Genomic DNA, 20234 nt, shown 5'->3' on the forward strand with positions numbered 1-20234 from the left:
TGAAATCCTCATGTTCTCACCCTGGTGTTCGAAATCCGCCTGAGCGCGGGGCCCCTCGCGGCGTACAGTGCCGGGCATGTGCGCAGCCGCTCGGACGCCCGACCACATGCACGACGACGACCACTTGCAGGACCGCTTGCAGGACCGCTTGCACGGCCACGTCCAGGACCACTTCCAGGGCCACCTGTACGACCCCCTCCACGACCGTCTGCACGACGAAGAACCCGCCATCGACACCGGCCTGGTGAGGCGGCTGATCGCCGCCCAGTTCCCGCGGTGGAAGGGCCTGCCGCTGGCCCCGGTCGGGTTCACGGCCACCGACAACGCGATGTTCCGGCTCGGCCCCGAGCTCGCCGTCCGCCTGCCCCGGGCCGCCTGGGCCGCCGGGAACCTCGGGCGCGAGCAGTACTGGCTCCCCCGCCTCGCCCGGCACCTGCCGGTGCCCGTCCCCGCGCCGGTCGGGCAGGGCCGGCCGACCGTCGGCTACCCCTGGAGCTGGTCGGTGCTGCGCTGGCTGGACGGCGCCAACCCGGTCACCGGGTCGATCGCCAACCCCATCCAACTCGCCCACGACCTCGCCGACTTCATCGGTGCGCTGCGCTCCGTCGAACCCGGCCCGGACGCCCCGGCCGCGCTGCGCGCCGGCCCGCTGGCCGGCCGCGACGCCGCCACCCGCGCCGCCATCGGACGGCTGCGCGGGGTGATCGACACCGAGACGGCGACCGCCCTGTGGGAGAAGGCGCTGCGGCTGCCCGAGCACACCGGGCCGGCCGTCTGGGTGCACGGCGACCTCACCCCCGGCAACCTCCTGGTCAGCGGCCAACGCCTGAGCGCCGTCCTGGACTTCGGCCTGCTGGGCGTCGGCGACCCGACCGTCGACCTGCTGCCCGCCTGGAGCCTGCTGCCGGCCGGCGCCCGCCCGGCCTTCCGCGGCTCGCTGGCCGTCGACGACGCCACCTGGGAGCGCGGCCGCGCCTGGGCGCTGTCCATCGCCCTCGTCCAGCTGCCCTACTACCGCACCACCAACCCGCCGCTGGCCGCCAACGCCCGGCACGTCGTCCGGGAGATCCTGACGGACCGCAGCGTCTGAACGGGTCGCCCCCCTGCGCGGCGGAACTCCGGAACGTCAGACGTAGCGCGTCGGCTCGGCGGCCCCCGGCGGCAGCGGGGTGCGGGCCGCCTCCGACTGCCAGGCGCCGGCCAGCTCCGCCGGGAAGCGGCGGCCGCTGCGGGTCAGCACCAGCCCGGGCGTCAACTCGGCCTCGTCGCCCGGGCGGAACGGCCGGTCGGCGCCCGGCGGCAGCCGCTCCCACGGCCCCAGGTGGCCGCGCCGCCCGGCCACCCTCAGCCGGCTGCCGTACGTACTGGTGTCCCGCACCGTCACCGCGCCGCCGCGCACCGACACCACCAGGTGCCGGCGGCTCACCAGCGCCGCCCGCTCGGGCGGCAGCAGTCCGAGCAGCGCGATGCCGTCCTCCGCCGCCCCGGGTGCCCGGCCCACCGCCGTCCGCGACCCCTCGTCCAGCGTGTACCGGGCCACGCAGGCCCCGTCCAGCACCACCTTGACCTGCGCGGTACCGGGGCGGGCCCCGTCGTCGAGCAGTGGCGTGCCGTGCAGCTCGCAGGTGGGCACGCCCCGGCGCATCCGGGGCAGCATCACGCGCCCGCCGTGGCGCACGCTGTACAGGCCGCACCGGTCGTCCGGGCAACGCCAGGCCCGCCCGACCACCTCGACCAGCGGCTGGCGGGCGGCCGTCAGCAGGCCCTGCTTCTTGAGCGCCGACAGCTCCATCTTCTTGGAGATCTCCGCGCCGGTCCGGTACCCCATGTCCAGCGGCACCAGCCGGATCGCGCCGCGCCCGGCGGCCTCCGGGCGCAGGAACTGCCAGGTGTTGCCCTGGATCCAGGGGTGCTCGATCCGGTGGTCGTCGTAGTGGTCGGCGGTGACCACCTGGATCCCGGTCATGCCGGCGATCTCCAGCACCCGCTCGTCGGCGTCCGGCACCTCCTCCACCAGCCCCTCGGCCACCCACCGCGCCAGCGTCCGGCCGTCCTCCGGGTCCTCGAACTCCCGCCGCCCGCCCAGCAGGCTGCGGTCCGCCACGCAGTAGACCGCCACGTCCCGGTCCCCGGTCAGCCGCACCAGCGCGTCCACCACCAGCGCCAACCGGTGCAGCGACCGCGCGGCGGAGCCGCCGAAGTCCGTCCGCCGGACGACGTTGGAGAGTTCGACCAGGTAGTCCGCCCGGTCCGCGGACGTGGCGAGGTTGCGGTCGAGGGCGCGGTCGGGGCGGTGCTCCATGGGGGCCTCCGTGCGGTCGGACGTGCACGGGCCGCCCCGGACGAACCGTCGACGCCCCGTCACTACGGTTCCATCATGACCCAGGGCCTCCGGCCCCGGCGAGCAACAGCCCTGTCGCCCGGTCCGACGCCCCGCGGATCTGCGGAAGGCTCATCGCCCCGGCCCCTTCTCCTTCCGTCTCGCCTGGCGATTGCAGCGGAACTGCCGGTCGATCTGCTCGGCCGTGCGCGGTCCCTTGCGCGTCCAGTACTGGTCGGGTGCCCGGACCTCCGCCGCCGCGTTCGCCGTGTCGGCCACCCCTGACGCATCGGCAAGAGCGGAGCGGTACCCGACTTCCAGGAGCCTCGGCAGGACCGGCGCCTCCTCGTGGACCGTCCGCTCGGCGAAGTCCTCCGGCACCCAGCCCGGGCCCCCGGACGCCGACGTGCCCAGGACCACGACCCTCCCGGCCGCCGCGGCGGGCGAGATCGGCGCCGCCGCGTCGAACAACTCCCGCCGCTTGCGCGTCACGTCGGCACCCCGCACACCGGTGAGCGACTCGCCCGGGCAGCGCGGGATCAGCACCTCGACCCGCCCTTCGGTGACCCGGAAGCCGAGGTGGGGCGGCTCCGGGTCCAACATGAAGCAGCCGTTCAACGACAAGGCGCCGATCACGCCGGGACAGCCCGACGGGGTACGCCTCAAGAGCACGGACTCCCCTCCCCCGTTCGCACTTCGCCCGGCACTCCCCCGGGTCCCGAAGTACCGCCGCGGCGGCCGGGCCGGGAGGGCGGTGAACGGGGCCAGTAGGGTGCGAACATGACACGCCATCTGGAATTCGAGGGGCCCTACAACTTCCGTGATCTGGGCGGCTATCCCGCCACGGGCGGGCGGGCGGTCCGCTGGGGCCTGGTCTACCGCTCCTCCTCGCTCGGCAGGCTCGCCTCGCCCGCCGACCTCGAACGGTTCCGGGCGCTGGACATCGGCACCGTGATCGACCTGCGCTACCCCTGGGAGATCGACCGCAGGGGGCGGATACCGGAGCTGGACGGCGTCGCGTACCACAACCTGTCGATCGAGCACCGGCCCTACGACCAGGCCGAGATCGACCCGGGGCTCGACCCGTGGCGGTACCTGGCGGACCGGTTCGCCGAGGTGGCCGAGGACGGCGCGGCGGAGATCCGCGCCGTCCTGGAGCTGATCGCCGGGGCCGAGCGGCCGGTGGTGTTCCACTGCGCCGCCGGCAAGGACCGCACCGGGCTGATCGCCGCCCTGCTGCTCACCCTGCTCGGCGTCGGCGAGGACGACGTGGCCGCCGACTTCGCGCTCACCGAGCTGGTCACCGCCCGGCTGGTGGACGACTGGCGCGCCGCCAACCCGGGGCGCACGCTGCGCTGGCCCGCCTTCGGGCGCGCGCCGGAGGAGGTGATCCGGCTCGCGCTCGCGGATCTGGTGGCCGCCCACGGCTCGGTGCACGCCTATGCCACCGGCAAGGTCGGGCTCGACGAGGCGCTGATCGGCCGGCTGCGGTCCCGGCTGCTCACGGCGTAGCCCGGCCATGACGAGAACCAGCCAGAGCCCCATCGGAACGACAATCGCATGAAAAAGATATCGATCAGTCAGTAGATCAGAACTGGGCGGGGCTGATCGACATTCGACCGGAAAAGCCGTAGCACGATATTTTCCGGCGAATGTCGATCAGCCCCTTGCCAACCCCCGGACAGCAAGCCTCACCAGGCCGAATGGCCGAAAAAAATAGTGCTGAGCACCTGTTCGTGCACGCTAAGGTCATTTCCGCGGCGGCTCGGCCGATCGGGTGACCGCGACCGTTCGGGTCGGACCTCCGCTCGTTTCCTTTTGCCTGCATGACCCCGCCCCGTACGGCGGTGTCACCGAAACGATCGGACGGAACATGCACGCAAAGAACCGCGCCGGCCGACTCCCCCGCACTGACCGACCCCACCGCACCAATCGCCCACTCGTCCGAGGCGTCCTGGTCGCCGCCGCGCTACTCGGCTTCTCGGGCGCCGGCCCGGCCCTCGCCGAAGGCTCCTGGACGTCCTACATCAGCAAATGGGGGCCCGGGTCGGAGTCCCGCCGCTGGGCCGACAGCGACCGCGACGACATCGCCACCACCGTCACCTTCCAGGGCTGCGACACCGGCAACCACGACTTCAAGGACGCCGACCTCCAGCTCTACAAGGACGTCTTCGGCCCCGACAAGGCCTACGGCCACCGGACCAACCACTGCGACACCTCCGGCTGGGGCGACCAGAGCTCCGGCAACTACTACTTCATGCTCGAAGGCGTCCGCAGCGACGCCACGCTCTGGGTGGACACCGTCACCACCCGGTACTGACCCCCTCCGCCACCGCACGCCCCCGCCCCGGCCGTGGTTCCGGCGGACTCCCCCGGTCCGCCGGCGCCCCCGCACCCCTTCCGAGCGAAATGCGTCGACCCCGCCATGGCCCTTGAGTTCCACCGCATCGACTTCCAGTACAGCCGGAAGACGCCCCTGTTCACCGGTCTCGATCTGCGGATCGACCATCCGGCCACCGTCCTGCTCGGCCCCAACGGCGCCGGCAAGTCCACCCTCATGGCGCTCGCCGCCTCCCAGCTGAGCCCGCGCCGGGGCCTGGTCACCTGGCGCGGCGTCAACCCGGCGACGGGCGGCGGCGACCGGGCCGCCTACCGGCGCGCGGTGGCCTGGCTGCCGCAGCAGATCACCCCCGTCCCCGGCCTCAACGTGCGCGAACAGGTCGCGTACTGCGGCTGGTTGAAGGGCATGTCGCGCACCGCCGCCTGGCAGGCCTCGGCCGCCGCGCTGGCCCGGGTCGGCCTCTCCGGACTGGCCGACCGGGCCGGCCACCAGCTCTCCGGCGGCCAGCTGCGCCGGATGGGCATCGCCGGCTGCCTCGCCCACCACAGCGAGCTGATCCTGATGGACGAGCCCACGGCCGGGCTCGACCCCACCCAGCGCGCGGTGTTCCGCTCCCTGGTCGAGGAGTTGGCGGACGAGGTGAGCATCGTGGTCTCCACCCACCAGACGGAGGACCTCGCCGGGACCTACCGGCGCGTGGTGGTGCTGGACCACGGCCGGGTCCGGTTCCAGGGCGCCACCGAGGAGTTCCAGGCCCTGGCGGTCGGCGACCTGGTCCCCGGCGACGGCACCGGCACCGGCATCGGCACCGGCCTCGGTACCGACAGCGGCCTCGGTACCGACAGCGGCACGCCGAGCGCCGAGGCCGCGTACGCCCGCCTGATCGAACGGGAGACCTGACCATGCTGCTGCGCACCCTGCTCCGCATCTCGGCCGGCACCCGGACCCTGCCCTTCCTGCTCGGCTTCGTGCTGGTCGCGCTCGGCGACGAGCTGACCGACTGGGTCACCCCGGCCTACGGGCTCGCCGCCGCCGGACACGCCGGCCTCGCGTTGCCCTTCGCCTGCGCGGCCTGCGCGGCCTGCGGCGCGTGGGAGGGCGGACGGCTGCACCGGGGTGAGGTGTTCGACCGCTCGCCGGTCCGCTCCGCCCTGGCCATCACCGCCCCCGCGCTGCTGCCGGTCGCCGTGATGGGCGGGCTCGGCATGGCCGCCGCGCTCGGCACCGCCGCGGTGGCCGCCGGCACCGCCAACGGCGTCCAGCAGCCCGGCCCGCTCGCCGTCTGGGCCGGACTGCTGCTCGCCGGCACCCTGGTCGGCTCGATCGCCGGACGGGTGCTGGCGCCGGTGGTCGCCGTCCCGCTCGCGCTGGTCAGCAGCTTCGTGCTGACCGCCTACCCCGCCGCGTTCGCCACCTACTGGCCGAGGCACCTGGTCGGCGGCGGACTGTCCGACTGCTGCGCCGTGGACCACGTGCTGGACGGGCGGGCGGTGGCGGCCTCGCTGGCCTTCTCCGGCGCGGTCTGCGCGGCCGCCGTGCTGCTGATCCGCGCGCGCGGCACCCCGCTCGCCGTCGCCGCCGCGCTCGCGGTCACGGCGGGCGGCGTCGCGCTGGGCGGCTGGACCGCCCGCGACCTCGGGCCCGAACCGGTGCGCGCCCGGCCCGCCGCCGCCCTGGTCTGCGACAGCGGACGACCGCGCGTCTGCCTCTGGCCGGAACTCGGCGGCGCCCGCTCGGCCATGGTGCGCGCCGAGGTCCGGCGGGTCACCGGCTCCCTGGCCGGGCACGGCATCGCCGTCCCGGAGACGTTCACCATGGCCGCCCGGCCCGGACCGGGCGAGGCCAAGCTCGGCGTCCCGGCCGACGCCCGGGCCCGGGACGTCGCACCCGCCGTGGTCGGCGGCCTGCTCCCGCGCACCCCGGACTGCGCCCTGCGCGGCGACCCCTACCCGGCCGCGGCCGCCCTCGGCACGGCCACGGCCTGGCTCACCGCCCGCGCGGGCCCGGACGGCACCACCGCGCCGGCGTCCGGCGTCGGCGGCCGCTTCACCGAGGCCGACGCCGCCCGCGCCGACGAGCTGCTCCGGCTCCCCGACCGGGACCAGCTCACCTGGTACCACGCCACCGCGGCGGCCCTGACGGACTGCGGCACCCCGCCCCCGCCGCTCCCGCACACCGGGACGGCCGCCGGAGGAGGCGCGCCGTGATCTGGTGGTGCAAGGCACGGGCGGTACCGCTGCTCGCGGCCGTGCTCGCCGCGACCTTCGCCGCCGGCCTGCTGTTCGGTGACGGCGAGCTGCCGGTGCCGGCGCTGCACGGGCAGGCCGGGCACTTCCTGCTCGCGCACGTGATCACCCTGCTCCCCGCGGTGTTCCTGCTGCATGGGCTGGGCCGGGGCGACCTGCGGACCGAAACGGTCGCCGGGCGGTTCCTGCGCGGCCTGGACGCCGGGCTCGCGCTCGCCCTCGCGGCCGCCGGGACGACGTGCGGCGGCCTCGCGTACGCCGCCGGCCAGGGGGCGCTCGCCCTGGTCCTGGCCCGCAACACCGCCGGCTACCTCGGCCTCGCGCTGCTGTTCCACCCCCTGGTCGGCCACCGCCCGGCCGCCGCCGCGCTGGCCGCCGTCCCGCTGCTCTGCTCGGCGGCCGGCTGGTACCCGGACGGCCGTCCGCGGCCGTGGGCCTGGCCGCTCCATCCGGCCGGCTCCGCGACCGCGCTCGCCGCCGTCGGCCTGCTGCTGCTCACCGGCACGGCCTGCGCCCTGCTCCGCCGGCCCCCGCCCGCGGCACTGCGGATCCTGGCCGGGTAGGCACCGGCGCACGGGCGCGGGCGCACGGGCTCCGACGCACGGGCACCAGCGTTACGGGCGCGGGCTCAGCGCCGCCGGGGCCTGCCCGAACGGGCACCGTTCCGGCCGCCGCCCTGGGGCCCGCGGGGCGCGCGCGGGCCGCGGCCGCCGGGGCCCGGGGCAACGGCGGCGGCCGTCTCCGGCCAGTGGGCGGGACGCTCCAGCGCCGCCGGGAGGCGGGTGCCGGCGTCACCGCGGGCCGCGTTGAGCTGCGCCTGGGTGAGGAACAGCGCCTCGGTGAGGTCGGCACCCGCCAGATCGGCGTCCCGCAGGTCAGCGCCGACCAGGTCGGCGAGCCGCAGGTCCGCCCCGGCCAGGTCCGCCGCGACCAGCAGCGCGCCCCGCAGGTTGGCCCCGCGCAGGTCGGCCCCGCGCAGCCGGGCGCCGAACAGGTCCGCACCCCGGTGCTCACGGCGGCGCGGCACAGCGGCCCGGACCAGCTCGCTCGCCCTGAGCAGCAGCTCGGCCACCGCCTGCCGGTGCGCCGGCACGTCGACCGCCAGGACCTCCTCCGGCGTGCCGCCGGCCAGCCGCTCGGTCTCCTCCAAGGCCCGGCGCAGTTCCTCGTGCACGGGGCGGGCGGGTTCGAAGGTGAGCGCCTCGGCGAGGTACCAGAGCAGCTCGTGCAGCTGCCGCACCACCGGGAACACCTCGAACATCGTCCCGGCGCTCTCCGGCTCCTCCCGCCAGCTGCGCCCGCCGAAGGTGACCTGGGAGACGTGCTGGCCGGCCCCGAAGCAGTCGTACACCGTGCAGCCCGGGAAGCCGCTGTCCCGCAGCCGCTCGTGGATGCCGCAGGTGAAGTCCGTCTTCAGGTTGCGGCACGGGCTGCCGGCGGCCTTGTTCACCGCGAAGTCGGTACCGGCGGCGAACGGCAGCGCGACGCAGCACAGCCCGAAGCAGCTCCCGCAGTCGGAGACGAGGTTGAGGCTCGGGACGCTCACGATGCTGTTGTTCCTCCGGTAGCGGTTCGGTGCGACGGTGCAGGCGCAGCTGTAGAGCGTACCGACAGCCCCCGAGCGGCCGTCGGTTAGTGTGGTCGGCCGAGCACGAGCAGGACCCCGGCACGCGCAGCACAGCACGCACAGCACAACACAGCACCAGCGGAGGAACCAAGGCATGTCCCGGCACGACGTGGCGCCGTACCCGGACACCGAGGGCACCGCGCGGCCCGCCGCCGGGCAGCCGCCCGCCCTCCGCCTCCCGCCCCGCGCCCGCACCGTCGCGTTCACCCTGCTCTGCTTCGCGGTCTGCCTGGCGATCGGCGCCCAGCAGTGGACCACCCTCCAGCTCGGCGGCTTCGACCTCGGCATCTTCGACCAGGGCGTACGCGGCTACGCCCACTTCGGCCTGCCGGTGTCGACGCTGAAGAGCCACCACCACGAGTTCCCGCCCGGCTTCTCGCTGCTCGGCGACCACTTCTCGCCGGTGATCGCCCTGATGGCACCGCTCTACTGGCTCTGGGACGACCCGCGCTCGCTGCTCCTCGGCCAGGCGCTCTGCTTCGCCGCCGGCGTGCCGCTGATCCGCCGGATCACCGACCGCTGCTTCGCCGACGCCGGCCCCCGCACCGCCCGCCGCGCCGCCGACCTGGCCGCCCTCGCCTACGGACTGGGCTGGCCACTGCTGGTCGCCTCGCGCGGCGGGTTCCACGAGGTGGCGTTCGCCGTCCCGCTCACCCTGCTGATGCTGGAGCGCGGAATGGCCCGGCAGTACTGGGCGGCCGCGCTGGCCGGCCTGCTGCTGTGCTGCACCAAGGAGGACATGGGCCTGGCGGTCGGCGCCTACGGTCTGGTGCTGCTGCTGCGGGCGCGCCGGGAGCCGGACGCCGGCCGGCGCCGGCCGGCCGTCCGCTGGGGCGTGGGCCTGCTGCTCGGCGGCCCGCTCGCCTCGGCGGTGGCGATCGCGAAGCTGATCCCGGCGATGGGCGGGGTGCCGGGCTACTACTGGAACTACCAGGCGCTCGGTGAGGACGGCGGCTCGGCGGTCGCCAACGTGCTGGCCGACCCGACCCTGCTGGTCTCGGCGCTCTTCGACGCCCCGCTGAAGCCACTGCTGCTGCTCTGGATCTTCGGCACCCTGTTCCTCCTCCCGCTGCGCTCCGCGACCGTGCTGCTGGCCGTCCCGCTGCTGGCCGAGCGGGTGCTCTCCAGCAATCCGAACCACTGGTCGGTCGCCCGGCACTACGACGCCTTCCTCTGGCCGATCCTGCTGGTCGCCGCGGTGGAGGTGCTGGGCCGCTGCCACGACCGCGCGCCGACCCGGCGGCTCGGCGTGGCGGCGGCCGCCCTGACCGTGGCGGCCGCGCTGCCGCTCGGGGTGGCGAACCTGTTCGTCCCGGCCTACTGGCAGCCGAAGGCGAGCGAGGCGGCCCTGCTGCGCGGTGCGGAGCTGATCCCGGACGGCGCCTCCGTCGAGGCCGACAACCAGGCGGCGCCGCGGCTGACCGCCCGCGCCGACGTGGTGCTGGTCGACGAGACGCCGCGCGGGCGCGCGTACGTGCTGATCCGCGCGGACAAGCGGTCCTTCCCGTTCCGCACCGACCGGGAGCAGGCGGCCCGGATCGAGCTGCTGCTGGCGCACGGGTACCGGACGGTCTGGTCGGAGGACGGGGTGTACCTGCTGCACCGGGAGGGCACCGAGCCGGTCCCGGGCGAGCACGTGCCCGGCCCGGACGCCACTCCGTACCAGGACGCGGTGCCGTCGGACGTCGGCCACAACCTGTTCCGTGGCTGACCGCCCCCGGTTCCCCGGGCCGGCCCCTCAGCCCTGGTACGGCAGCAGTTCCGCGCGCTTGGCCGGCCGGCCGTCCCCGGAGGAGCGCCCGGTGAGACGGCGGCCGATCCACGGGCCCAGGTGGGTACGGGCCCAGCGGGCGTCGGCGGCCAGCTTCTCGCCGCGCCCGGGCGGGGCGGCGGTCGGCAGCGGGGCGCGCCAGTCGAAGCCGGCGGGGCGGCCGAGCGCTTCCAGGACGGCCTCGGCGACCCGGCGGTGTCCCTCGGGCGAAAGGTGCAGCCGGTCCTCCGCCCAGAGCCGGCGGTCGTCGAAGCAGGGCGCGGAGAAGAGGTCGACCACGGCGATGCCCGGGTCCTGGGCGAGCTCGTGCACGAAGGCCTTCATCCGCAGGATCGCCGGGAGCAGCCGGGCGGAGCCGGCCATCCGGCGGGTCGGGTCCGTACTGGTGAACATGACCACGGTGGCGCCGGTGGCGCGCAGCCGGGTGGCGGAGGCGCCGAGGAGTTCCTCGACCCGGGCGACGTCGCAGCGCGGCCGCAGCACGTCGTTGAGCCCGCCGGCCAGGGTGACCAGCTCGGCGCCCATGGCGGCGGCGGTCTCCAGCTGCTCGTCGTGGATCTGGCCGATGAGCTTGCCGCGGACGGCGAGGTTGGCGTACCGGAAGCCGCCGGCCGGGTGGTCGGCGGCGAGCCGGGCGGCGACGCGGTCGGCCCAGCCCCGGAAGTGGCCGTCGGGCAGGCACTTCCTCTATCTACACTCTACCCATCCGAGCAGCACCTAACCCCCTGGGGGCATGGCTTCACAGGTCAGGGGCCGGTCCTGGTCCCGGGCCCGCGGCCCGTCCGCCGGCCCGGCGGGCGGGCGCACGAGGTGGCGGGAAGCTTTGGGCGGGGTCCTGCCGGTGGTGGGGTCGGGCATGGCCGGGGGGCCGTAAGCTGTTGCGACTCGGTCAGGGCTCTTTGGGCCTGACCGCAATGTGGCCGAGTGGCCCCCCGGTCTTGCCCGACGCGGGCCCCGCCAGCGGTGGGTGCGTAAAGCTTCCCGCCACCGACCGCAACCAGAGCGCGGCAGCACTGGACGGGGCTTTGACCTCCGGTTGCCTCGCGAACGGCAAGAGACCCCACTGCGGTGACTGCGGTGGGGTCTCTCTCGGTGAGCGCCTGGGGCGCGACATCAGACGGCGCCGAACTCGCCATCCTGGATTCCAGCGACGAACGCTCGCCAGGCCTCGGCCGGGAAAACCAGCGTGGGACCGGCGGGATCCTTCGAGTCGCGGACCGGGACGACGCCGGGAAGGCTGTCCGACACCTCGATGCACTCGCCGCCGTTGCTGCTGTAAGAGGACTTGAACCAGTCAATGTTGGTTGAAATCAACAGAGTTCCTTCCATTGCTCGCGGATCACCGCGAGTGAGTCAGCTTGCGAGAGTGCGCGGCCTTGGAGCTGATAGTAGGCCGTGAGCATCGGCAGTACTGCCTCGGTGTCCTGTTCGAGGTGCCCCTTTTGCGAGCTCTCGGCGTAGGACATCAGCGACCGGTCCCGCATGGTCAAGATGTAGACGGGTAGGTCGAATGGTCGACGCTCGCCGAGATCGTACGGGGCAATCTGGAGCAGGTTGTTCGGTCCGCTAGCGAACGCGATGAGATGTTCCAGTTGGGCCGCCATAACAGCATGCCCACCCACCGGGCGCCGGATGCAGCTCTCATCCAACACCGCATGGACAAGGGGCGGTGGCGTTCGCCGAACACTTGCCTGCCTGCCTATGAGCACTCGCACGCGCTTCTGCGCGTGATCCGGTGTGATGCTGCCGCGTTCGACAGCTCCCCCTGCGATAGCAGTTGCGTACTCGGTCGTCTGTAGCAACCCAGGCACGATGCCGAGTGTGAACAGCCGCAGCTCCACCGCTCGTCGCTCGTGTTCAACGTACTGTGCGAACCCGGCGAGTAGAGCCGAGTGCTTGACGTCACTGGCCCGCTGCCGGAACACCGCCTCCTCGGATGTGTCAAAGACTCTGTCAAGCGTGGCCGCGATCCGGGCGGTTGGCTTCCTCCGGCCATTTTCAAGAGCTGAGATGTGGCCCGGTGTGCATCCAACCAGTCCAGCTAGGTGCTCCTGTGTCCACCCCCGCTGCTCGCGTGACGTGCGGAGGAACGCGCCGAAGCCAGCAGCGGGTGACGCCTCGGGATCAAGTTCGTTCAGGTTCATGCGAGTTAGTCCTACTAATCAGTCAGACTTGGCACGTTGAACATGTCTCGGACTCTACGCCACAGTGAGTGCCCCCGGTAGCGAACTGACTACGGAAGGGAGCAGCAGTTATGGCTGCACAGCCGAGGGAGCCGGCCAGACGACGTACGGCCTACATCCCGTACGTGGGTGAGCTTGTGCGCGACATGGACACCGGCAAGACGGGTGCCTACATGGGCACCGAACGGAAACGTGTCTACCTGCGTCGCCCCGAGGGCGGGGTCGAGTGGACGGTCAAGCCCCTTCAGATCGAGCCGGTCAACCCGCAGTCGACGACGAACGCGGCGTGACCGCCGAACTCGGCCCGGTGCCGAAGGTCGGGTGGACTGTCGGTCGGTGCGTCTGTCACGGCCGCAAGACCGACATCGCCCCCGGTGCCGTGTACGAGGGGCGGACGCTCGCGCTCTGCATCGTCACGTTCGAGCGGATCGCCCGCCGGTTGCATCAGGCCCAGCTTCGGGCCTCCTTGGCCACCTGTACGAACAGCCTCATGACGTAGCCCGGAGAAGAGTGATGACCGAGACCACCCCGGCCGAGCCGCCGCCCGCCTCCGAGCCGGCCCCCGCCCCGACCCCCGAGCCGGCTCCGCCCGCCGACCCCCCGCCGAGGGCCGGGTTCCACAGCAGCTAGTCCACGACTCCCGCCCGTACCGACTCGACGACCGGTGCGAGGACGGGCACCAGCCCCACGCACCCCGGCGGAGAGCGTGGGGCGCCGTCCGGCACGTCACTTGGTGAGGTGGCAGTCAACTGCCGGGCAACACCCCGCCCTATCAGGGAGAGGCGGGGAAGCTCCGTCCATCCCGGTCCCCACGGCGGGACAGGCGGAGCCACCCGCTCCCGGAGGAGGCTCACGCGGAGTGCATCCTCCGGGTCACTGCTCGCGGACATGAGTCGTGTCTGTCCGTGAGTGCCGCCCGCCCCGGCTTTCGCCGAAGATCGGCCGGGGCGGGCCCCAATCTCCGTGCCCACCAACTGGGGTTGGTGCCGGGCACGGACCGCCCGTCCGCTGCGTCTCGGAAAGCGCGGCGGAGGCATCCATCCCCCCGATCGGCCCGCCCCCGGAAACGCTGCCCGTTCCTCGGGGCGGGCCCCCTCACCCCCTCGGAGTCCCGTCGTGGAACACCCCCACCGCCGGCTCGGCGCGCAAGTCCTCATCCTCAACCGGACCGGCCAGTCCGTTCTGTTGGTCCGTACGACCTACCGCACGGACATGATCCTGCCCGGTGGCGGCGTCGAGCCCGGGGAATCCGTGGCGGATGCCGCGCGCCGAGAAGTTCGCGAGGAACTGGGGCTGAACCTGGTGATCACGCACGCGCTGATCGTCGACCAGGTCCCGGCCAACCCCAGCAAGGATTCCCCCGAGGGCTTGAACGTCGTGTGCGACGGAGGATCGCTCACCGACGCCGTGCCGTCGCCGCCGATCGAAGCCGCGGGGGAGATCCGCGCCGTGGAATGGGTGCCGGTCGACAAGCTGTCCGACTACTGCGAACCGTTCATGGAACGCCGAATCCGAGCTGCCATGGCCGCGTACTTGCACGGCACGCGGATCCCGCTCCTCTACTGGGGCGAGCCGGCGGCCGCGTAGCACCCACGAACCCCCGCTCTGGCGGACGCCGGGAAGGAAACGCTCCGCCAGGGCGGGCCACCAGAAGGAAGAGCGGGCATGCCGGTACCTCGGCTGCGGTACGTCGAACCGACCGTTCCGGACGCGTTCGAGAGTTCGGAAAGCGGTTTCTGGGGGCGGGACGTCGAAGAGCGCGAGAGCACGTGCCAGTGCCCATGGCGGGCATATCGCGGGTGCGTGGATGACCTCGGACTTCCGCCTCGGTTTGAACTGTACGTACACCACGACGGACGCCAGGGCGTGTTCGTCCTGCGCAAGCTCAGGATCGACCCGACCACGATGGTCGTGATGCAGACCGCCGTCACGTTCGAACACATCGGCCTCACCGGGGAGCGCATCCGGTGGTCGCTGAAGTGTGCGGTCGATCCCACTACCTAGACTCCCGCCCCTGAGCTGCTGCTATGGCTGCCAGTCCCGGGGCGGGTCCGCAAGTCGCAACTACCTGAAGGGAGATCAGCAATGAGTACCGCTCAGGAAGCGCCCGCCGTGGCGGATGCGCGGAGCCTCATCACCGGTGCGGAGTTCGCCGGTGTCGCGGCGACGGTGCAGCGCAACAACCCCGGCATGGCGCTCGACATGGCCGAGCGCATCACGACTGAAGCGCTCAAGTTCGTCGCGGCGTGCGCGGCCTCGCCGAGGTCCAGCCTCAAGCCGTCCCGGACCGTGGATGAGGGCTGGCACGCCCTGATCCTGCACACGGTTCCCTACGCCCGGCTGTGCAAGAAGCTGGGACTGTTCGTCCACCACACCCCCGAGCCGCCGGACACGACCCGCCACGACCCCGACGCGCTCAACCGCACCATGGCCGCGATCACCGCCGCCGGGTACGACGTCGACGTGGCCCTGTGGAAGCCGCCGACGGACCGCAGTATCCCGGTGGCGGCCGAGTGCGAGCACACCGAGGAACCCAAGGGGTGCTCCTTCGACTGCGGGAGCAGCGGGCCGAACGCGGCCTAGCAACCGCCGGTAGCCGGCATGGCAGAACTCACGTTGCCCCGTGCCGGGTAAGCGAGTTCTGCCATGCTGGGCCAATGAGGGTCAGTGATCTGCCGCCGGACACACCGGAATTCGTCAAGTCGCATGTCCACGCGATGTGCGAACTAGCTGCCGGGCGTGTGACGGTCGACAGGCTCATCCACGTTCCCTGGCCGGAGGGTAGCGAACGGTACGACCGACTGGTCGGCACTCCGCCGGGATCCCGAACGTGCTGGTGCCGGTTGCCGCTGGAGGGCCCCGTGCCGAGGAAGCGGCATCACCGGTTCCCGACGCCGGGTGACGGTTGGACGCTGGATTCGCTAAGTGGGGTTAGCTGACACGCACCCAAGGCGCCCCCGATAGGCTGATCACCGGGTGCGCTGCAACCTGGGACTTCGATCCCCCGCCTACCTGCGCCCCACTTCGGCCCCGCCCCGCTGGGAAACTCCGGCAGGGTGGGGCCTACTGCTCTGTGGCCGCGTCGTCGGGTCCCATCACATACGTGCCCCGGCTTGGGACCGTGTGGACCAAGCCGCCCTCGCGGAGCACGCGCAAGGCAGACCGAACAGTGTCCCTGGCAACGCCGAACCGGTCCGACAGGGCTTTTTCGGATGGGACCGCACTTCCCGGAGCGAGCGTGCCTGCCTTGATCTCGGCGGCGAGGATCGCTGCCACCTGCCGAAATGGGGGCTCGACTCCCCGGGGATCGATCTCGCGTGCTGCCATGCGCCGAAGCCTAGACAATGCGGTCGACCTATACCGGCCCCTACAGACCTAGACCGACCTAGACCGGCTGGCGTACTGTCGAACATGAGAGAACCCCCGGCCGCCGATTAGGCCCGGCGCCGGGGGTCCACGCCGAATGCTTATAGGGAGCACTCGACATGTCTGACTCTACCTTCTGGGCTTGGTGCGTCGGCGCCGCCAGCTGCCTGGTCGCAGCCGCCGTCCTCGCGCTGTGGCTCACCGCCGATGCCACCCCCAAGGGACGTCACCGGGTGGCCGGGGACTCGATCCGGATCAGCCTGGACGGACTCCGGGCCCCCGCGTACCACTACCGCCCGGCGGTCCCGGCTCACGCCGAACCGAACCCTCGCTCCACCGCGCTGCCCGCGACGATCTCCGTGCCGTCCCTCAGCCCCACCCGACAGGAAATCGAAGCGTCGGTGATCGAGCGGGAGCGGCGTGCCGCCCTTGTTCCTGAGGCGGTCGAGCCGGGGCTCATCACGCCGCCGATCCCCTGGATCGAGCCGGAGTTCGTCAACGTGGTGCCTCTATGGGAGCGGGAGGAAGAACGCCGTCGGGCTGAGCGACGGCGCGCCCTCGTGGCGGCGTCCAAGGGACTGCCCGACCCCGGTTACTCGTATGAGGGAGCGCACATCTTCGCTGGAGCGGTGGCGTGATGGCTCCGGCGACCACGCGAAAGCCGGTGTGCGGCGCTCGGCGCCCCGGCTGCGAGTCTCCGTGCGACCTCGCTCCGTTCCACGGGGGCGGCCACGTGAACGCGCTCGGGGAAGGATGGCCCCGCGTCGGTCCGGTCTTCTGCAGTCGGTGCGGGAGGGAAGCCGTGAGCCCGGTCATGGTCGGGCATCAGGAAGCAGGGACCGGCGCCGGGATCACCACATGGGTGTGCTCGCCGAGTTGCCCGTAGTAGAACCCATCTCGCCCCGCTCGGAACCTCTCCGGGCGGGGCTTTCGGTTGCCTGAGTCCGTGGCAGGAGCGACGGGTAGTGGCTGAGACAGTGGCGGTGATTGGCAACGGCGAGTAACTTTGAGGGTTCGATAGGCCGCTGGGCAGCCCCGTGGGTCTGTGCCTCGGGGCTGTCGCCTGGGTGTTCATCGTATGGCCGTGTTGCTGTCGGTGGGGTGTGGTATCGATTTTCAGACAGCCGATGCCCATCGGCGCGGGGGTGCTCGGACGGGTAACAGGGAGCGGCAGGCATGTCGAACTGGCGTGACGGCGGCGACGAGAGCGGGGATGTCTTTCTCGGCGGCGGGCCGACGGTCGCAGGGGTGGACTATGAGGCCGCTTGGCTGGAGGCCAGGGCGGCGGCGCGCCATCTGAACGCTGTGCTCGCGGCGCTGGGGTTGCAGGGCGATGATCAAGTCAAGGCACAGGCGGGTTGGTCGGACGACGGTCACGGCGTGGTGTTCTTGAGAGGAACGCTCTCGGGTGCGCGGAAGCTCGGAGTTGCGCTCGATCGCATGGTGACCCGGGATGGCGCCGGTAACGGCGACGATCCCGATCCTGAGGCGTCGGCCAGTAGTTGATCACCGAGATGGGGCTGCACTTGGCCGGCGGGAGCCTGGCGCCCGGCCGGGACCGGCCGTCAGGCCGCATGCCCGGCCGGGGCGCCATGGGCGACCGGCGGCGCTGTGCGCCGCCTCTTGAGTGAGTGAAGAAAGTATTCGACAGCGACCGGTCGGTGCAGGGCGCGAAGCCGAGGCCAGCTGCAACCCGAGTTCGCCGGGTCGTCATCGAAGGGACTCTCCTGAACTTTCAGGAATTGGGGTAGGGGCAGCGTGTCCCGGGACGCTGTACGTCTACCTGCGCAGGTCCGTGATCACGTAGCGCCCATCGGGTTGGCGTTTGAGGCTCAGTCCCACTGGCGGGAGCGGCTCGGGTACTTGGAACCAACCCGACTCGGTGGTGAAGGTGCAGTGAACGATGGCGCGCAGCTCGACCAAGTCTCCTGTGAGGAGGTTCGGCTCGAAGTTCCCGTTCCTGATTCCGACGGATGTGTAGGTGACCACCGACCAGCCTTGACGGTCGACCAGATCGGTTGGCCAGACCATGTCGTCTGGCACGCAAGCATTCAGCTCGCCGCCAGCGGCGCCCAGTTCGGGCGTCAGATACCTTCGGACCCGGTTCAGGACAGCCGCCCTCCCGGTATCGCCACGGGAGGTGTCGAAGCTGCCCGAGGTTAGGACCCATGCAACCGCGACGGATTCCGCGTCGTACTCGTCGACAGTCAGTGGTGGCGTTGGCAGACTTGGCCGGACTTCCGGAAGGGCCAGTGGCCGGGTCGGGTCGATCCCCGGCTCGATGACGCGGGAGTAGCCGGCTGGAGCGTTGCTGACCGCAGTACCGGGAATCTCCTTCTGATCCTGGTCGAAGCAGGGGTTGCACCGGTCGCGCTCACCGGAACCCTTGCGAAAGATCGTCTGCCAGCCACCCGTCCCGCGTGTCTCCAACTCGGTGCCACGCTGGCCTCGCACCCCGGAAATGTGGAACGGGCGGTTGCCGTCTTTCAGGGTCCAGGTCCGGCGCTTGCCGTCGATGGTGCCCTCGACGGTGAGCACGTAGTCATAGCTGTGCCGGGCCGCGAGCACGGTAAGGTTGAGGATCTCGGGCTTCTGGTTCTCCAGGTAGAGGTACTTGCCGGTGAAGTACGGTGCAAACGACACTGATTCAGTTGCCCCGATCAGCGCGACTGGATTTGGGGAGTCCAAGTCGATACCCATCTCAATCTTACTACCCTCCCCCTCTGCACTGCAGCTAATGATCGTGCCAGGCATAGGATCGCGGGGCTCGCCCACGATAGTCGCCCGCACCTGCTCGATTGCCACGGTGTGACCGTTTCCGACAGTTGAGACAGAGAGCGGTGACGCCCCCACGTCTGTACCGCCCTGAGCATGCGCCCACTTCCGGGTATCGCCGCAGCCTGTAACGGCGGGCGGTTCGGTCGGCTTGACAACCCTGGGAACAACGGCAGATGTGTCACTTTCCTCGCGCTCGGGATCGTAACGGGCGCTGAGTTCCGGCCGCTTGTCGTTCGTTGCGCCCAGTATCCAGTAGGTCACACTGGAGCCCAGCAGCGCTATCGCACATAACGCTGCAATTACCAGCCGTAGCCGAGGCCTCCGACCGCCCATTAGCGAAAGGATGCCACCCATAAAGACGTTGCCATAGATGGTGCTCTGGTTAATTCTATTGTGCGTCTCATGCTGGTCGCCCATTTCACACCATTCCGGCAGATATGCTTCGTTATGCTACATTTCGAAAGATGGCGCCCGGGAGCAATGGAAAAGGCCAGGGGTTACCTCACTATCGGAAAGATCGCCAGCTGGTTTCTTGAGGGTTTGTCAAGCTGCGGATTTGGCGGCTTGCGGGGAGGGCGCTGATCTCGACTCGGATGACTGATGTCGGAGCGGGTAGCGCGGCTATCGCCTGAGTCGGATCCCAGGCCCCGGGCGTGATCCGACCCGATCCGGCATCCCTGGCCACTTTGGCAGCCTGATCACTGTGAGGCATGCGACGCCAGTGCTCGTCGCCGCCGTCGCCCATGATGGCAGGCGCTCAGCTACCGCGCGACAGGCCGGTGGGTGATTGTGAGCTGTGTGGCGTTGGCGGTCATGGTGAGGGTTTCGAGCATGAGGGGGCGGGCGTCGGCCTGGGTTCTGGTGATGCGCTGGGAGACGAGGAGTGGGGTGTTCTCGGGGACGTGGAGGGCTGCTCGTTCGTCGGGGTTGGGCATGCGGGCGCTGACGGCTTCGTGCCATTCGACGGGTCCGTGTGCGGCGGCGAGCGCGGCGTAGGCGTCGGTGTTGAAGATTTCGGGGTGCTGGGCGAGCACGGTGTTGGTGATCTGTTCCATGGGCAGGAGGCCTGAGTAGCGGGCGCGGACTCCGCTGGACTCGTGGATGTAGAGGCGCTGGACGAGGAACGCTGCTTCGCCTTCGTCGTTCTCCAGGGTTGCCGCGGCGCTGGGTTCGAGGCGGACGCGGTAGACGGTGGGCTCCTCCGCGTCGATCCAGCCGGCCGGACAGTGGTACTGGTCGCCGTTGCAGATGACGGTGCGCTCGATGTTGATCGTCGCGTTTTGCTCGGGTTGGGGGCCCCGGACGAACGTTCCGCGTCCCTGCTGGACGTCGAGCAGGCCGTCCGTCCTGAGTTCGGCGACGGCCTGGCGGACGGTGGGGCGGGAGACTCCGTAGAGGGCGGTGAGCTTGTCCTCGGTCGGGATGCGCTCGCCTGGTCGCCACTGGCCCTTGGCGATGGCCTTGCGCATCTCGCGTGCCACCTGCTTGTAGAGGGCTTGGCCCTTCACAACTGCCACTTCTGCCCCTTTGCCGTTGGGTCATTCGTGTCCGCCACGTTCGTTTTCCAACGGACATCCCTGCTGCTCAGCCCGCGTATCACGA

At 71.5% G+C, this 20234-nt stretch carries 23 protein-coding genes; 14 read left to right on the forward strand and 9 right to left on the reverse strand.

Features of this window, described 5'->3' with window-relative positions; all coding sequences use genetic code 11:
* Positions 1–76 precede the first annotated feature (76 nt).
* Positions 77–1090, forward strand: coding sequence for an aminoglycoside phosphotransferase family protein (locus ABTX81_RS17295; RefSeq protein WP_350545978.1), 1014 nt, complete (start codon positions 77–79; stop codon positions 1088–1090).
* A gap of 36 nt (positions 1091–1126) precedes the next feature.
* Here ABTX81_RS17295 and ABTX81_RS17300 read toward each other — a convergent pair whose 3' ends face one another.
* Both ABTX81_RS17300 and ABTX81_RS17305 read right to left on the reverse strand, forming a co-directional pair.
* Positions 1127–2302, reverse strand: coding sequence for an FHA domain-containing protein (locus tag ABTX81_RS17300; RefSeq protein WP_350545981.1), 1176 nt, complete (start codon positions 2300–2302; stop codon positions 1127–1129).
* Positions 2303–2452: 150 nt separating this feature from the next.
* Positions 2453–2923 carry a hypothetical protein gene (locus ABTX81_RS17305; protein WP_350545984.1) on the reverse strand — a complete coding sequence of 157 codons (471 nt, stop codon included), beginning with the start codon at positions 2921–2923 and terminating at the stop codon, positions 2453–2455.
* Between the two features lie 177 nt (positions 2924–3100).
* Between ABTX81_RS17305 and ABTX81_RS17310 the strand changes: the two genes are divergently transcribed.
* The 5 genes from ABTX81_RS17310 to ABTX81_RS17330 all read left to right on the forward strand — a co-directional run bounded on the left by ABTX81_RS17310 (position 3101) and on the right by ABTX81_RS17330 (position 7470).
* Positions 3101–3832 carry a tyrosine-protein phosphatase gene (locus ABTX81_RS17310; protein ID WP_350545987.1) on the forward strand — a complete coding sequence of 244 codons (732 nt, stop codon included), beginning with the start codon at positions 3101–3103 and terminating at the stop codon, positions 3830–3832.
* A 361-nt stretch (positions 3833–4193) separates the two neighbouring features.
* On the forward strand, positions 4194–4640 hold the full coding sequence (locus ABTX81_RS17315) for a hypothetical protein (RefSeq protein ID WP_350545990.1): 447 nt from the start codon (positions 4194–4196) through the stop codon (positions 4638–4640).
* 105 nt (positions 4641–4745) lie between these two features.
* Positions 4746–5561, forward strand: a complete 816-nt coding sequence (locus tag ABTX81_RS17320; RefSeq protein WP_350545994.1) for an ATP-binding cassette domain-containing protein — start codon at positions 4746–4748, stop codon at positions 5559–5561.
* A gap of 2 nt (positions 5562–5563) precedes the next feature.
* Positions 5564–6868 (forward strand): DUF7224 domain-containing protein, encoded by a 1305-nt coding sequence (locus ABTX81_RS17325; RefSeq protein WP_350545996.1) that lies wholly within the window; start codon positions 5564–5566, stop codon positions 6866–6868.
* The gene (locus ABTX81_RS17330; RefSeq protein WP_350545998.1) at positions 6865–7470 is read left to right on the forward strand and encodes a hypothetical protein; all 606 of its coding nucleotides are present in this window, start codon (positions 6865–6867) and stop codon (positions 7468–7470) included. Before ABTX81_RS17325 ends, ABTX81_RS17330 begins: the two co-directional genes overlap by 4 nt.
* A 65-nt stretch (positions 7471–7535) precedes the next feature.
* Here the strand turns inward: ABTX81_RS17330 and ABTX81_RS17335 are convergent, their stop codons facing one another.
* A complete protein-coding gene (locus tag ABTX81_RS17335) occupies positions 7536–8453 on the reverse strand; it encodes a pentapeptide repeat-containing protein (protein ID WP_350546000.1) in 918 nt (305 codons plus the stop codon).
* Between the two features lie 175 nt (positions 8454–8628).
* On the opposite strand from ABTX81_RS17335, the gene ABTX81_RS17340 reads away from it, so the two are divergent.
* Entirely contained in the window at positions 8629–10245 is a 1617-nt protein-coding gene (locus tag ABTX81_RS17340; protein ID WP_350546002.1) for a DUF2079 domain-containing protein, read from the forward strand.
* Between the two features lie 27 nt (positions 10246–10272).
* On the opposite strand, the gene ABTX81_RS17345 is transcribed toward ABTX81_RS17340, so the two are convergent.
* From ABTX81_RS17345 to ABTX81_RS17355, 3 genes are all read right to left on the reverse strand, one after another.
* Positions 10273–10983, reverse strand: coding sequence for an SGNH/GDSL hydrolase family protein (locus ABTX81_RS17345; RefSeq protein WP_350546148.1), 711 nt, complete (start codon positions 10981–10983; stop codon positions 10273–10275).
* Positions 10984–11418: 435 nt separating this feature from the next.
* Entirely contained in the window at positions 11419–11616 is a 198-nt protein-coding gene (locus ABTX81_RS17350; RefSeq protein ID WP_502892795.1) for a DUF397 domain-containing protein, read from the reverse strand.
* Entirely contained in the window at positions 11616–12449 is an 834-nt protein-coding gene (locus tag ABTX81_RS17355; protein ID WP_350546006.1) for a helix-turn-helix domain-containing protein, read from the reverse strand. The genes ABTX81_RS17350 and ABTX81_RS17355 overlap by 1 nt, the downstream gene beginning before the upstream one ends.
* Positions 12450–12613: 164 nt before the next feature.
* Here ABTX81_RS17355 and ABTX81_RS17360 point away from each other — a divergent pair, with 164 nt between their 5' ends.
* From ABTX81_RS17360 to ABTX81_RS17380, 5 genes are all read left to right on the forward strand, one after another.
* Entirely contained in the window at positions 12614–12778 is a 165-nt protein-coding gene (locus ABTX81_RS17360) for a hypothetical protein (RefSeq protein WP_350546008.1), read from the forward strand.
* Positions 12775–12987 (forward strand): hypothetical protein, encoded by a 213-nt coding sequence (locus ABTX81_RS17365; RefSeq protein WP_350546010.1) that lies wholly within the window; start codon positions 12775–12777, stop codon positions 12985–12987. Before ABTX81_RS17360 ends, ABTX81_RS17365 begins: the two co-directional genes overlap by 4 nt.
* Before the next feature lie 617 nt (positions 12988–13604).
* Positions 13605–14075, forward strand: a complete 471-nt coding sequence (locus tag ABTX81_RS17370; RefSeq protein WP_350546012.1) for an NUDIX domain-containing protein — start codon at positions 13605–13607, stop codon at positions 14073–14075.
* A 216-nt stretch (positions 14076–14291) separates the two neighbouring features.
* Entirely contained in the window at positions 14292–14492 is a 201-nt protein-coding gene (locus ABTX81_RS17375) for a hypothetical protein (protein WP_350546015.1), read from the forward strand.
* An 81-nt stretch (positions 14493–14573) separates the two neighbouring features.
* Positions 14574–15071 (forward strand): glycine-rich domain-containing protein, encoded by a 498-nt coding sequence (locus ABTX81_RS17380; protein ID WP_350546018.1) that lies wholly within the window; start codon positions 14574–14576, stop codon positions 15069–15071.
* A gap of 480 nt (positions 15072–15551) precedes the next feature.
* Here the strand turns inward: ABTX81_RS17380 and ABTX81_RS17385 are convergent, their stop codons facing one another.
* Positions 15552–15815, reverse strand: a complete 264-nt coding sequence (locus ABTX81_RS17385) for a GntR family transcriptional regulator (protein WP_350546021.1) — start codon at positions 15813–15815, stop codon at positions 15552–15554.
* 158 nt (positions 15816–15973) lie between these two features.
* On the opposite strand from ABTX81_RS17385, the gene ABTX81_RS17390 reads away from it, so the two are divergent.
* Both ABTX81_RS17390 and ABTX81_RS17395 read left to right on the forward strand, forming a co-directional pair.
* On the forward strand, positions 15974–16492 hold the full coding sequence (locus tag ABTX81_RS17390; RefSeq protein WP_350546024.1) for a hypothetical protein: 519 nt from the start codon (positions 15974–15976) through the stop codon (positions 16490–16492).
* 538 nt (positions 16493–17030) lie between these two features.
* Entirely contained in the window at positions 17031–17360 is a 330-nt protein-coding gene (locus ABTX81_RS17395; RefSeq protein WP_350546026.1) for a hypothetical protein, read from the forward strand.
* A gap of 273 nt (positions 17361–17633) precedes the next feature.
* On the opposite strand, the gene ABTX81_RS17400 is transcribed toward ABTX81_RS17395, so the two are convergent.
* A complete protein-coding gene (locus tag ABTX81_RS17400; RefSeq protein WP_350546028.1) occupies positions 17634–19049 on the reverse strand; it encodes a hypothetical protein in 1416 nt (471 codons plus the stop codon).
* 344 nt (positions 19050–19393) lie between these two features.
* A complete protein-coding gene (locus ABTX81_RS17405; protein WP_350546030.1) occupies positions 19394–20149 on the reverse strand; it encodes a GntR family transcriptional regulator in 756 nt (251 codons plus the stop codon).
* Positions 20150–20234: the final 85 nt, after the last annotated feature.

This window comes from Kitasatospora sp. NPDC097605, assembly GCF_040302725.1.
Taxonomy (GTDB): Bacteria; Actinomycetota; Actinomycetes; order Streptomycetales; family Streptomycetaceae; genus Kitasatospora.